Genomic DNA, 11,784 nt, shown 5'->3' on the forward strand with positions numbered 1-11,784 from the left:
CGTCAAGCGCCTTCGCCAGCTATGATTAACAAATCATGAAGACGCTCTCGATCGACATTCGCAAGGCCGACCCGCACGACGCGGATGCGATCGCCGGCGTGCATCACGATGCCTGGGTGGGCGCCTATGCCGGCCTCATCCCGCATGGCGCGCTGAATTCCATGCTGTCGCGCCGTGGCGCGCACTGGTGGGAAAAGGCGATCCGGCGTGCGGCGAGCGTCCTCGTCGTCGAGATCGACGGAAATGTCGTCGGCTATGCTACGCTGGGGCGCAACCGCGCCCGCGACCTGCCGCAGGCCGGCGAGATCTACGAACTCTATCTGCTGCCCGAATATCAGGGCATCGGCCTCGGCACCCGTCTGTTCGAGGCCGCGCGCGACCGGCTGAAGGCACACGGCCTTTCCGGGCTCGTCGTCTGGGCGCTCGAGGACAATGACGGTGCCCGCGCCTTCTACGAGGGCGCAGGCGGCCGCGACGTCGCCGAAGGTGTGGAGATCTTTGACCAGAAGGCCCTGAAAAAGGTCGCCTACGTCTGGAACTGATGGCGCCCAGCCGCAGCGGCGATGGCGGCACTCTCAGCTCACTGCAGCCTTGCATTTCGTGCTTGAGACGCGACGTGACGCGCGGGTTCCTTGCATTGCAGCATGAGACGCGCTAACCGCTTGCGCACATTTTCAGAACCTTGCGAAGACAGGATCAGCGCATGCGCCTCGACGCGATTTCCATCGGCGACAACCCGCCCCATGACGTCAACGTCCTCATCGAAGTGCCGGCCGGCGGCCAGCCGATCAAGTACGAGATGGACAAGGACGCTGGCGTGCTTGTGGTCGACCGCTTCCTCTATACGCCGATGCGCTATCCCGGCAATTACGGCTTCGTGCCACACACGCTGTCGGATGACGGTGACCCGATCGACGTGCTGATCTGCAACACGCGCGAGCTCGTGCCGGGCTGCGTCATCAATGTGCGCCCGATCGGCGTGCTGATCATGGAGGACGACGGCGGCAAGGACGAGAAGATCATCGCCGTGCCGACCCCGCATGTCACGCGCCGCTACGAGAACGTTCACAACCATACCGACCTGCCGGAAATCACGCTGAAGCAGATCGAGCACTTCTTCGAACACTACAAGGATCTGGAGCCCGGCAAGTGGGTGAAGATCGGCGGATGGCAGGGCGCCGACAAGGCGCGCGCCATGATCGTCGAGGCGATCGAGCGGGCGAAGAGCAATAAGGCCTGACCGACCCGGGCGAACGGAACGAGGGCGCTTCGGCGCCCTTTTTCATTGGCTGACGAGATCGCGGATCGCGGAATCGGAATATTCCGGCGCATCGGTGCCGCAGGCGAAATCGCGCGCGTTCGCGTCGGCCATCTCGCGCGCCTCGACATTGGCACCGGGATTGCCCGAAGCCATCACATAGCCGACGAAGCAACCGGCGCGATCGGCCAGGCCCGCCACCTTGCTGACAACGAGAATCTCGGTGTCGGACCGACCCTCACCGCCGGCGGCCACGAACCAGCGATGAATCGCCGCGAACGGCGTCTCACTGCGCTCTTGCCGGTCGATGCGCCATTCGATGCGCGGGCCGGCATGGTTGAAGGGATGGAAACCGGGCTGGCGCGGCAACTCGCCCTCGGGTGGGAAGCCGTAAAAGATCGTCTCACGCAGGTCGGTGTAGCTCAGCAGGACCGGGTAGCCGCGATAGCCGCCGCAGGCGAGGTCGGCCCAGTCGCCGTCACCCTCGTCCGCCATGCGATGGACGCCGCAGCCGCTGTCGGCGTCGAAGTCGGTGTATTCGGAGACGATTTCGGCGTGGCCGACGCTGGCGGTCAGGAAAAAGAGCCATGCAGCGGCGGCCGTCTTCACGCGAGCACCACGCCGGCAGACTTCATCTCATCTGTCATGGCAGCCAGCGATCCGCCAAGGTCGATGGCGCGGCAGGCCTCCAGCGCCACGGTGACCGAAAAGCCGAGCTTCACGGCATCGAGCGCCGAATAGGCGACGCAGAAATCCGTCGCCAGCCCGACCAGCGTCAGCTTGCGAATGCCGCGCTCCCTGAGATAGCCGCCGAGCCCGGTCGGCGTCGCCCGATCGTTCTCGAAGAAGGCGGAGTAGGAATCGATCGCCGGCCGGAATCCTTTGCGCAGGAGGATTTCGGCGCGCGTCCAGTCGAGATCGGGGTGGAAGGCTGCGCCCCTGGTGCCCTGCACGCAATGGTCGGGCCAGAGCGTCTGCATGCCGTAGTCCATCTCGATCGTCTCGAACGGCGCCTTGCCTTCGTGCCGCGAGGCGAAGCTCGAATGGCCTCCCGGGTGCCAGTCCTGCGTCAGGATCACGTGTGGCGTCGCTTCGATCATCCGGTTGACGATCGGCACGATGGCGTCGCCATCCTCGACGGCGAGCGCGCCTCCGGGGCAGAAATCGTTCTGTAAGTCGATGACGATCAGTGCTTCCTCGGCCATGCGCGCTTCTCCCGTTATCGGCCCGCACCCTAGTCAGCGACCGCGCTGAGGGCAACATTTGCGGTTCCCATGCCGCAAGCCGCTGGCTAGTCTGCACCGAGTGAACTGGAGACGATGATGCCGATCCTGAACCGCGCGAGCGAACTGCACGATGAAATCGTCGGCTGGCGCAGGCACATCCACCAACATCCCGAAATCGGCTTCGAGGTTCACCAGACGGCGGAATTCGTCGCGCGCAAGCTGGAGGAGTTCGGCGTCAACGAGATCCATCGCGGGTTCGGCGAAACGGGTATCGTCGGCGTGATCCGCGGCCGACTCGGCGACGGGCCTGCGATCGCCCTGCGCGCCGACATGGACGCACTGCCGATCGTCGAGGCGACATCCCAGCCGCATGCTTCCACAATCGAGGGCGCCATGCATGCCTGCGGCCATGACGGCCATACGGCGATGCTGCTTGGCGCCGCCAAATACCTCGCCGAAACGCGCAACTTCAAGGGCTCCGTCGTCCTCGTCTTCCAGCCGGCCGAGGAGATCGGCGGCGGCGCGAAGGCAATGATCGAAGACGGGCTCTTCGACCGCTTCGGCATCGGTCACGTCTACGGCATGCACAACATGCCCGGACTTGCAGCCGGCCACATCGCGCTTCGGCCCGGATCGATGATGGCGGCGTCAGCCAAGTTCACCATCCGCGTGACGGGGCGCGGCGGCCATGCGGCGCGCCCGCATACCACGATCGACCCAATCGTGACCGGCGCGCAGATCGTCACCGCGCTGCAGATGATCGTCTCGCGCAACACCGACCCGGTTACCTCGGCGGTGGTGACGGTGACGAAGTTCGATGCCGGAACGGCCTACAACATCATTCCCGAAGTCATCGAATTGTGGGGCAGCGTGCGTGCGCTCTCGATGGATGTGGCGAAGGCGACCGAGGACCGGATCGTCCACATCGCCACGAAGATCGGCGAGGCCGCTGGCGCGAGCGTCGAGGTCGACTACAACCAGACCATCTCGGTGACCCACAACGACCCCGACGAAGCCGCCTTCTCGACAGACGTCGCGCGCGAGGTCGTCGGCGAGGCGCAGGTGGACGGCGAAGTTGCGCCGGTCATGGCGGGCGAGGATTTCTCGCGCATGCTGGAACTGCGCCCCGGCACCCTGGTCTTCCTCGGCAACGGCAAGTCGGCCGACCTCCACCACCCCGCCTATGATTTCGAGGACGAGGCAATTCCGGCCGGCGTTTCCTACTGGATCCGTCTCGTCGAGCGGAAGCTTGCCGCATGAGGCACGACGAAGAGGAATCGAAACGCATCATCCGCCGCGTCGGCCAGGAAAGCGAGGCGACGATGGCAACGCGCGTGCGCCGTCACCTGTCGGGCGCCGACGCGGACCCGGAAGATTGGGTGGAGGTCTGGGGCACACGCATCGGGCGCGTCTTCAGCATCGTCCTCGCCGCCGTGCTCGTCTGGTGGCTGATCGATTTCATCCGCACATTATGACGAAGCCGGCGCTCCTCGTCATATCGAGCCATGTCGTGCGAGGCACCGTCGGCAACCGGGCGGCCGTCTTCGCGCTCGAAACGCTCGGCTTTCCCGTCTGGGCCGTGCCGACCGTGACGCTGCCCTGGCACCCCGGCCATGGACCCGCAACGCGCATCGTTGCGCCCGCCGACGCCTTCGCGGCGCTGCTGTCCGACCTGGAAGGCGCGCCATGGCTCGGCGAGGTGGGCGGCGTGCTGACCGGCTATCTCGGCAGCGCGCAGCAGGCAGAGCCGGTGGCCCGGCTGATCGAGGCGGTGAAGGCACGCAACCCCGACGCCCTTTATGTCTGCGACCCGGTGATCGGCGATCGCGGCGGGCTCTATGTGCCGCAGGCCACTGCGGAGGCGATCCGCGACCATCTTCTGCCGCTGGCCGATATCGCGACGCCGAACCGGGCCGAGCTCGACTGGCTGGCGGGCCGCACCAACGAGACGCTGGACGAAATTGCCGCTGCCGCGCGCGACCTGCCGCCGCGCGCCATGCTCGTCACCTCCGCGCCGGCGGTTGACGGACGTATCGGCAATTTGTGGGTGGACGGGACGACGACGTTTCTCGCCAGCCATGACCTCGTCTTGAAGCCGCCGAACGGACTTGGCGACCTGACGGCGGCGATGCTGCTCGCGCAGCGTCTGGAGGGGAGGAATGCGCACGAGGCCGTGCGGCACGTCACCGCCGCCGTGTTCGACGTCCTGTCGCGCGCAGCGGCGCGCGGTGCGAACGAGCTGATGCTGGAGACAGACGTGGCAAGCCTGACCGCGCCGAAGGCATTGGTCGATGTCCGCCCACTTGGCTGAAAGGGTGGTCGTCGGCGTCGACGGTTGCAAGGGCGGGTGGATCGCCGTTTCGCGAACGGGCGGCGACAGCGTCGATTGCCGCGTCCACCCGTCATTCGAAGCGCTGATCGCCTTCCATCCCGCCAACACCGTCATAGCCGTCGACATGCCCATCGGCCTGCCCGACCGGATCGGTCGTGCTGGACGCGGTCCGGAGGCCCTCGTCCGCGAGCATCTTGGCGCGCGCCAGTCGAGCGTCTTTGCGATCCCGTCGCGGGCGGCGGTCTATGCCGCGACCGACCCGTTCACCACGCTCGACACATGGTACGACGACCACCGAAAGGCGAGCGAGGTCGCGCGCAAGACCTCCGATCCGCCGCGCGGCGTCTCGATCCAGGCCTTCGCGCTGTTCTCCAAGATCCGCGAGATCGACGCGCTGCTGCGCGCACGGCCGGAGCTCCGCTTCCGTGTGATCGAATCCCATCCCGAGGCGGCGTTCTGGCGGCTTAACGGCGAGCGCGCGATGGTCCTTCCGAAGAAGATCAAGGGACAGGTCTACCCCGCGGGCATGGCGGAGCGGCGCTCTCTTCTTGGCGCTCGAGGGCTGGACGCGGCCTTTCTGCACGAAAGGTGCCCAGCCGGCGCAGGCGAGGACGACTTCCTTGACGCCTGCGCGATGCTGCTCGTGGCGGAGCGTCGGGCGAGCGGGCTGGCGCAGCCCTTCCCCGACCCACCGTTCGAAGATGGCCACGGCATTCCGATCGCAATCTGGACGTGATTGCCCGCACGGAATTTTCCGTCTATTTCATCGTCCATGAGCCATCTGCCTGACACTCTCCTCACTGGTTATCGCGATTTCATGAGCGGTCGGTACACGACCGAGAGCGAGCGCTATCGCACTCTGGCCAAGGAAGGCCAGAAGCCTGAAACCATGGTGATCGCCTGCTGCGACAGCCGTGCCGCGCCGGAAACGATCTTCAATGCCAGCCCGGGCGAGCTGTTCGTGGTGCGCAACGTGGCGAATCTCGTGCCGCCCTACGAGCCCGACGACAAGCTGCATGCGACATCGGCGGCGCTCGAATTCGCGGTGCAAAGCCTGAAGGTGAAACATATCGTCGTGCTCGGGCACGGCCGATGCGGGGGCATTTCGGCCGCGCTCAATCCCATGAGCGAACCGCTCTCGCCCGGCGACTTCATCGGCCGCTGGATGAGCCTCGTCGCCCCGGCCGCCCAGATGGTCGCTGGCAACGACGTCATGACCGCCGCTGAACGCCAGACCGCGATGGAGCGCATCTCGATCCGCTTCTCGCTCGCCAATCTGCGCACGTTTCCGTGCGTCGACATTCTCGAGAAGAAGGGTCGGCTGACCCTGCACGGCGCCTGGTTCGACATCTCGTCGGGCGAGTTGTGGGCGATGGACCCGGCGACGGGCGATTTCGAGCGGCCGGACCTGGCGCGCACCGAAACGCCGGCCTGAGGTCTATTCCGCCGGCGCGGCAGGCGTGATGACGGTGCGCGCGAGCGCCGGCTCGGGATAGCGGCTCCACAGCACCCAAGACAGGATGGCGAAGAAGCCCATCGCGGGAATGACCGTCGAAAGACCCGTGACGGGATCGCCGACGAGCGCCGCGATCATGCCGCCGACGAGACCGCCGCCCATCTGGACGAAGCCGCTCATCGAAGCCGCCGCTCCCGCCATGTGCGGAAAGGGAGCGAGCGACGCCGTCGACATGGCCGGCATGACGAAGGCGATGCCGAACGCATAGACGCCGACCGGGCCCATGACGAGCAGGAAGCTCGGCTCGAATAGGTGCAGGCCGATGGCAAGGAGCAGGCTGCCGGCTGCGATGAAGCAGAGCCCCGGTATGACGAGCTGGTAGGCGCTGCGCTTGCCCATCAGGCGGCGCATGACGACGGCGCCGATGAAGAACGCGCCGGACTGCATCAGCATGCCGAGGCCGAACTGCGTGGGCGTCAGCCCGACCCGGTCCATCAGCACGAACGGCAGGATGGTGGCGAGCGTGTAGAGCGCGCCGACCGAGCCGCCCATGACGAAGCTCGACCACATGAAATAGCCGCTGGTCGACAGCGATCTGTATGAGCGCATGAGCGCGCGCGGCTTGACCCGCGAGGGATCACGCACCACCGTTTCCGTCATCGCGAACTTGACGACGAGAATGATCGTGACGCCGAAGGCGAGCATGAAGGCGAAGATCGCATGCCAGCCGAACAGCTCCATCGTGATTCCGCCGAGCGTCGGCGAGAAGGCAGGGCCGATGCCGAGGATCATGCCGATGAGATTCATGATCCGCGCGGAACGCTCGTTGGTGAAAAGGTCGCGTACGATGGCGCGCGAGATGGCGATGCCCGCCGCCGCGCCGACACCCTGCGCAAAGCGCGCGGCAATCAGCAATTCGATCGTCGGCGCGAGAATCGCGGCGACGGTCGCGGCAAGGTAGATGCCCATGAACGCGATGGTGATCGGCTTGCGGCCATAGCCGTCAGAAAGCGGCCCGCAGACGAGTTGGGCGAAGGCGAAGCCTGCGAAATAGAGCGACAGCGTCATCTTCACCGCCGCGTCGGTGGTGCCGAACGCGCGCACGATCTCGGGCATGGCAGGCGTGAACAGCGCCATCGAGATAGGGCCGATGGCGACGAGAAGCGCGCCGATGATCGAGACGCGCAGTTCGCTCATGACCGGCTGCGACGCGACTGGCTGGGCAGGCTGCATGTTCATGCCGCAGAACTCCGGGCCTCGATGCGCGCATCCGACAGGTTGCAGCGCACCGTCTTCAGCACCTTGAGCATCGCCGCCCACTCGTGCGGGTCGACCGATTGCGCGGCCTGCCGGCGCGCATCCTCCGCAAACACCTTGACCTGGTCGAGCACGGCGTCCGCCGCGTCGGTGAGTGCGATCAGCTTGGCGCGGCGGTCCGAGGGATCGGGCAGCCGTTCGATCAGCCCGCGCGCTTCCAGCCGGTCGACATAGGCCGAGACGGTCATCGCCTCGACGCCGATGCGCTCGGCCAGAACCGACTGGCGCACCGTTCCGGCGCGCGCGGCCTGCGCGAGGAGCCGCACTTCGCCGGGCGTCAGCTCCATGCCGGAGCCGGCGATGCGGCGGTCCATCTCGGCGCGCAGCATGCGGGCGAGGTCGGTTACCAGGAAACCAAAGGATGCGGGGTCGATCTGTCGGGGCATAATGATAAGCAAAACTTATTATCTGGCCTACTTAGTATTTGTGCGGTGCAGCGTCAAGTGGTGCCGGCTGCCGAGCGCGAGCGCGGTGCCTGGTTGCCGCGCGCGAGCGCGGTGCCTAAATGTCTCGGACGCGCTTCTCACCGAGGATTTTCATGACCATCGATCTTGCCCGCCACCCGCTCACCCATTGGACGGGCCCACTTGGCCTGCCCGCCTTCGAGACGATTTCGGACGACGACTTCGGACCTGTCTTCGACGCGGCGCTGAAGGCGCACCAGGCGGAAATCGACGCCATCGCCAACGATCCCGCAACGCCGACGGTCGAGAACGTGATGACCGCGCTGGAACTGGCCGGCGAGGCGCTTGGTCGCGTGTCGGCGATCTTCTGGTGCAAGGCGGGCGCCGACACGAACCCGCAGATCCAGGCGATGGAGCGCGAGATTTCGCCGAAGATGGCGCGCCATTTTTCCGCGATCCACATGAATGCGGCGCTCTTCGCCCGCATCGATGCTCTTTATGCCCGACGCGACACGCTCGGCCTCGACGCGGAGACGTTGCGCGTTCTCGAAAAGACCTGGAAGCGCTTCGTCAAGTCAGGCGCCAAGCTCGACGAGGTGTCGAAGACCCGGCTCGGCGCGATCAACGAGGAACTGGCCTCGCTTGGCGCCGAATTCGGCCAGAACGTACTTGCCGACGAGGCCGGCTGGGTGCGCTTCCTCGACAAGGGCGACCTCGACGGGTTGCCCGACTTCGTTCGTGACGCGATGGCGGAAGCTGCCGCCTCGCGCGGGCAGCAAGGGCGTTATGCGGTGACGCTCTCGCGCTCGATCTACGAACCCTTCACCACCTATTCGACGCGCCGCGACCTGCGCGAGGAGGCCTGGCGCGGCTTCACATCGCGCGGCGAGAAGTCCAATGCGGACCTCGTCAGGAAGACGCTGGCGCTGCGTGCCGAGAAGGCGAAGCTGCTCGGCTATCAAAGCTATGCCGCGCTGAAGCTCGACGACACGATGGCGAAGACCCCCGACGCGGTGCTCGGCTTGCTGGAGCCCGTCTGGGAGCGGGCACGCAGCCGTGCCGCCGAGGACCAGCGCGAACTGGAGCGCCTTGCGCATTCCGCCGGAGCGAACGAGCCCTTTGCGGCCTGGGACTGGCGGCACTACGCCGAGAAGTTGCGCGCCGAGCGCTATGCCTTCGACGAGGCGGAGCTGAAGCCCTATCTCCAGCTCGACCGCATCATCGACGCCTCGTTCGACGTCGCAACGCGGCTCTTCGGCGTGACTTTCGAGGAAAAGACCGGCATCGCGGCCTGGCATCCGGACGTGCGCGTCTTCGAGGTGAAAAACCCCGATGGCTCGCACCGCGCGACCTTCCTCGCCGACTATTTCAACCGCCCCTCGAAGCGTTCGGGCGCCTGGATGAGCAGCCTGCAATCGGGCTTCGCGCTCGGCGACGGCCAGTCGCCGATCATCTACAACGTGATGAATTTCGCCAAGCCGCCCAAGGGCGAGCCGGCGCTGCTTTCCATGGACGAGGCGCGCACGCTCTTTCACGAATTCGGCCACGCGCTGCACGGCATGCTGACGGACGTGACATGGCCGTCGGTCTCCGGCACGTCCGTCTCGCGCGACTTCGTCGAACTGCCCTCACAACTCTACGAGCACTGGTTGACCGTGCCAGACGTCATGAAGGCGCATGCGGTTCACTATCGCACCGGCGAGCCGCTGCCGCAGGACCTGCTCGACAAGATGCTGGCGGCGAAGAATTTCGGCCAGGGTTTCGCGACGGTGGAGTTCACCGCCTCGGCGCTGGTCGATATGGCCTATCACGCCGAAGCCGACGCGCCCGCCGACCCGGCCGGGTTCGAGGCGGCGACGCTGAAGCGGCTCGACATGCCCGACGCTATCGCCATGCGCCACCGCACGCCGCATTTCCTGCACGTCTTCTCCGGCGACGGCTATTCGGCCGGATACTATTCCTACATGTGGTCGGAAGTGCTCGACGCCGACGCCTTTGCGGCCTTCGAGGAAACCGGCGACGCCTTCAATGGCGAGATGGCCGAAAAGCTGAAGACGCACATCTATGCGGCCGGCGGGTCGAAGGACCCCGAAGAGCTCTATCTGGCCTTTCGCGGCAAGATGCCGACGGCGGAGGCGATGATGGCCAAGCGGGGATTGGTGTAGGCTCGAGGCGCACGGGAGTGATCCGGCTGCCGGGGTCTTTGCGGAGACCCCCACCCTGTATCCCTCCCCACAAGGGGGAGGGGGTCGTCGGCGTCGCGCATTTCCGATCGACGAAGCTCCCCGTGGAAAGGCAGGTTACCGCGTGGATGCCTTCCCTCCCCACAAGGGGGAGGGATACAGGGTGGGGGTCTTAAGAAAAGCGCGGCGAAGCCTCCGCCTACATATGGATCGGCTTGAAGAAGGTCGCGAGCGCGGCTTCCTTGACGGCTTCCGACATGGTCGGATGCGCGTGGCAGGTGCGGGCGAGGTCTTCCGAAGAGCCGCCGAACTCCATCAGCACCGCCGCCTCGTGAATCATCTCGCCGGCGCCGAAGCCGACGATGTGGACGCCGAGCACGCGATCGCTCGCCTCGTCCGCGAGAACCTTCACGAAGCCGTCCGTCTGCTGCATGGCACGCGCGCGGCCATTGGCGGAGAACGGGAACTTGCCGGCCTTGTAGGCGATGCCGGCCTTCTTCAGCTCTTCCTCGGTCTTGCCGACCGAGGCGACTTCCGGGCTGGTGTAGACGACGCTGGGAATGACGTCGTAGTTCACGTGTCCGGCCTGGCCGGCGATGATCTCGGCGACCGCCACGCCCTCGTCCTCGCCCTTGTGGGCAAGCATCGGGCCACGAACGACGTCGCCGATGGCATAGATGCCGGGGATCGACGTGCGGAAATGATCGTCCACCGCGACGCGGCCGCGCTCGTCGAGCGTCACGCCGGCAGCCTCGAGCCCGAGCCCGTCGACATAGGGACGGCGGCCGGTGGCGACCAGAACCACGTCGGCGTCGAGCGTCTCGGCATCGCCGCCCTTCACCGGTTCGAAGGTGACCTTCGCGCCGTCGCCCCCCTTCTCCACGCCCGTGACCTTGGCACCGAGCTTGAATTCGAGGCCCTGCTTGGCGAGGAGCTTCTGGAACTGCTTGGCGACCTCGCCGTCCATGCCGCCGAGGATCGTGTCGAGATATTCGACCACGGTGACCTTGGCGCCGAGACGTGACCAGACCGAACCGAGTTCGAGGCCGATAACGCCTCCGCCGACGACCACGAGCGAACCGGGCACCTTCTCGAGCGCGAGCGCGCCGGTGGACGAGACGATGATCTTCTCGTCAAACTTCACGTCGACGCCGGGAATGCCGGCAATGTCGGAGCCGGTGGCGATGACGATGTTCTTTGCCTCGATCTCCTTTTCCGCGCCGTCGTCTCCGGTGACGGAAAGCTTGCCCTCGCCCAGCACCTTGCCGGTGCCGCGCAGCCAGTCGATCTTGTTCTTCTTGATGAGAAATTCGAGGCCCTTGACGTTGGCGTCGACGGTCGCCTGCCGGTGGCCGAGCATCTTGTCGAGATCGAGCTTCGGCTTGCCGACATCGATGCCGAGCGCGGCAAAGGAATGGCCGGCCTCGGCGAACTTTTCGGAAGCGTGCAGCAGCGCCTTCGAAGGAATGCAGCCGATATTGATGCAGGTGCCGCCGGGCGTGGCGCGCTTTTCGACGAGCCCGACCTTGAGGCCGAGCTGCGCCGCCTTGATGGCGCATACATAGCCGCCCGGCCCTGCGCCGATCACCACAACATCATAGCTCATTG

The 11,784-nt window shown here is 65.9% G+C and carries 13 protein-coding genes; 8 read left to right on the plus strand and 5 right to left on the minus strand.

The genetic code is table 11. The features are described 5' to 3' along the window. Nucleotides 1-35: 35 nt before the first annotated feature. Nucleotides 36-542: a GNAT family N-acetyltransferase gene (locus GTK01_RS06800; protein ID WP_252925117.1), complete on the plus strand. Its 507-nt coding sequence runs from the start codon at nucleotides 36-38 to the stop codon at nucleotides 540-542. A gap of 161 nt (nucleotides 543-703) precedes the next feature. After that, nucleotides 704-1,240, plus strand: a complete 537-nt coding sequence (gene ppa / locus GTK01_RS06805; protein ID WP_252925118.1) for an inorganic diphosphatase — start codon at nucleotides 704-706, stop codon at nucleotides 1,238-1,240. Between the two features lie 42 nt (nucleotides 1,241-1,282). Here the strand turns inward: ppa and GTK01_RS06810 are convergent, their stop codons facing one another. Continuing rightward, nucleotides 1,283-1,867: a hypothetical protein gene (locus tag GTK01_RS06810; protein WP_252925119.1), complete on the minus strand. Its 585-nt coding sequence runs from the start codon at nucleotides 1,865-1,867 to the stop codon at nucleotides 1,283-1,285. Beyond that, the gene (gene pncA / locus GTK01_RS06815) at nucleotides 1,864-2,463 is read right to left on the minus strand and encodes a bifunctional nicotinamidase/pyrazinamidase (RefSeq protein WP_252925120.1); all 600 of its coding nucleotides are present in this window, start codon (nucleotides 2,461-2,463) and stop codon (nucleotides 1,864-1,866) included. Before pncA ends, GTK01_RS06810 begins: the two co-directional genes overlap by 4 nt. A 117-nt stretch (nucleotides 2,464-2,580) precedes the next feature. Between pncA and GTK01_RS06820 the strand changes: the two genes are divergently transcribed. From GTK01_RS06820 to GTK01_RS06840, 5 genes are read left to right on the plus strand one after another with little or no spacing between them, the layout of a single operon-like run. After that, nucleotides 2,581-3,744 carry a M20 aminoacylase family protein gene (locus GTK01_RS06820; protein ID WP_252925121.1) on the plus strand — a complete coding sequence of 388 codons (1,164 nt, stop codon included), beginning with the start codon at nucleotides 2,581-2,583 and terminating at the stop codon, nucleotides 3,742-3,744. Further along, a complete protein-coding gene (locus GTK01_RS06825; protein WP_252925122.1) occupies nucleotides 3,741-3,959 on the plus strand; it encodes a hypothetical protein in 219 nt (72 codons plus the stop codon). The genes GTK01_RS06820 and GTK01_RS06825 overlap by 4 nt, the downstream gene beginning before the upstream one ends. Beyond that, on the plus strand, nucleotides 3,956-4,795 hold the full coding sequence (gene pdxY / locus GTK01_RS06830) for a pyridoxal kinase PdxY (RefSeq protein WP_252925123.1): 840 nt from the start codon (nucleotides 3,956-3,958) through the stop codon (nucleotides 4,793-4,795). Before GTK01_RS06825 ends, pdxY begins: the two co-directional genes overlap by 4 nt. Beyond that, a complete protein-coding gene (locus tag GTK01_RS06835) occupies nucleotides 4,776-5,552 on the plus strand; it encodes a DUF429 domain-containing protein (protein ID WP_252925124.1) in 777 nt (258 codons plus the stop codon). Before pdxY ends, GTK01_RS06835 begins: the two co-directional genes overlap by 20 nt. A 36-nt stretch (nucleotides 5,553-5,588) precedes the next feature. Beyond that, nucleotides 5,589-6,251 (plus strand): carbonic anhydrase, encoded by a 663-nt coding sequence (locus GTK01_RS06840; protein WP_252925125.1) that lies wholly within the window; start codon nucleotides 5,589-5,591, stop codon nucleotides 6,249-6,251. Nucleotides 6,252-6,254: 3 nt separating this feature from the next. On the opposite strand, the gene GTK01_RS06845 is transcribed toward GTK01_RS06840, so the two are convergent. Next, nucleotides 6,255-7,511, minus strand: a complete 1,257-nt coding sequence (locus GTK01_RS06845) for a multidrug effflux MFS transporter (RefSeq protein ID WP_252925126.1) — start codon at nucleotides 7,509-7,511, stop codon at nucleotides 6,255-6,257. Beyond that, nucleotides 7,508-7,975: a MarR family winged helix-turn-helix transcriptional regulator gene (locus GTK01_RS06850; RefSeq protein WP_252925127.1), complete on the minus strand. Its 468-nt coding sequence runs from the start codon at nucleotides 7,973-7,975 to the stop codon at nucleotides 7,508-7,510. Before GTK01_RS06850 ends, GTK01_RS06845 begins: the two co-directional genes overlap by 4 nt. Before the next feature lie 152 nt (nucleotides 7,976-8,127). Between GTK01_RS06850 and GTK01_RS06855 the strand changes: the two genes are divergently transcribed. Then, nucleotides 8,128-10,158, plus strand: a complete 2,031-nt coding sequence (locus GTK01_RS06855) for a M3 family metallopeptidase (RefSeq protein ID WP_252925128.1) — start codon at nucleotides 8,128-8,130, stop codon at nucleotides 10,156-10,158. Nucleotides 10,159-10,375: 217 nt separating this feature from the next. Here GTK01_RS06855 and lpdA read toward each other — a convergent pair whose 3' ends face one another. Further along, entirely contained in the window at nucleotides 10,376-11,782 is a 1,407-nt protein-coding gene (gene lpdA, locus GTK01_RS06860; RefSeq protein ID WP_252925129.1) for a dihydrolipoyl dehydrogenase, read from the minus strand. Nucleotides 11,783-11,784: the final 2 nt, after the last annotated feature.

The organism is Aliihoeflea sp. 40Bstr573 (assembly GCF_024105655.1).
GTDB lineage: Bacteria > Pseudomonadota > Alphaproteobacteria > Rhizobiales > Rhizobiaceae > Aliihoeflea.

Bases quoted from the DNA above. Each gene is read 5' to 3' on its own strand.
- pncA (WP_252925120.1), bottom strand. From the start codon at position 2,463: ATGGCCGAGGAAGCACTGATCGTCATCGACTTACAGAACGATTTCTGC.
- lpdA (WP_252925129.1), bottom strand. From the start codon at position 11,782: ATGAGCTATGATGTTGTGGTGATCGGCGCAGGGCCGGGCGGCTATGTA.
- GTK01_RS06840 (WP_252925125.1), top strand. From the start codon at position 5,589: ATGAGCCATCTGCCTGACACTCTCCTCACTGGTTATCGCGATTTCATG.
- GTK01_RS06845 (WP_252925126.1), bottom strand. From the start codon at position 7,511: ATGAACATGCAGCCTGCCCAGCCAGTCGCGTCGCAGCCGGTCATGAGC.
- GTK01_RS06825 (WP_252925122.1), top strand. From the start codon at position 3,741: ATGAGGCACGACGAAGAGGAATCGAAACGCATCATCCGCCGCGTCGGC.
- pdxY (WP_252925123.1), top strand. From the start codon at position 3,956: ATGACGAAGCCGGCGCTCCTCGTCATATCGAGCCATGTCGTGCGAGGC.
- GTK01_RS06820 (WP_252925121.1), top strand. From the start codon at position 2,581: ATGCCGATCCTGAACCGCGCGAGCGAACTGCACGATGAAATCGTCGGC.
- GTK01_RS06800 (WP_252925117.1), top strand. From the start codon at position 36: ATGAAGACGCTCTCGATCGACATTCGCAAGGCCGACCCGCACGACGCG.
- GTK01_RS06850 (WP_252925127.1), bottom strand. From the start codon at position 7,975: ATGCCCCGACAGATCGACCCCGCATCCTTTGGTTTCCTGGTAACCGAC.
- ppa (WP_252925118.1), top strand. From the start codon at position 704: ATGCGCCTCGACGCGATTTCCATCGGCGACAACCCGCCCCATGACGTC.
- GTK01_RS06855 (WP_252925128.1), top strand. From the start codon at position 8,128: ATGACCATCGATCTTGCCCGCCACCCGCTCACCCATTGGACGGGCCCA.
- GTK01_RS06835 (WP_252925124.1), top strand. From the start codon at position 4,776: ATGTCCGCCCACTTGGCTGAAAGGGTGGTCGTCGGCGTCGACGGTTGC.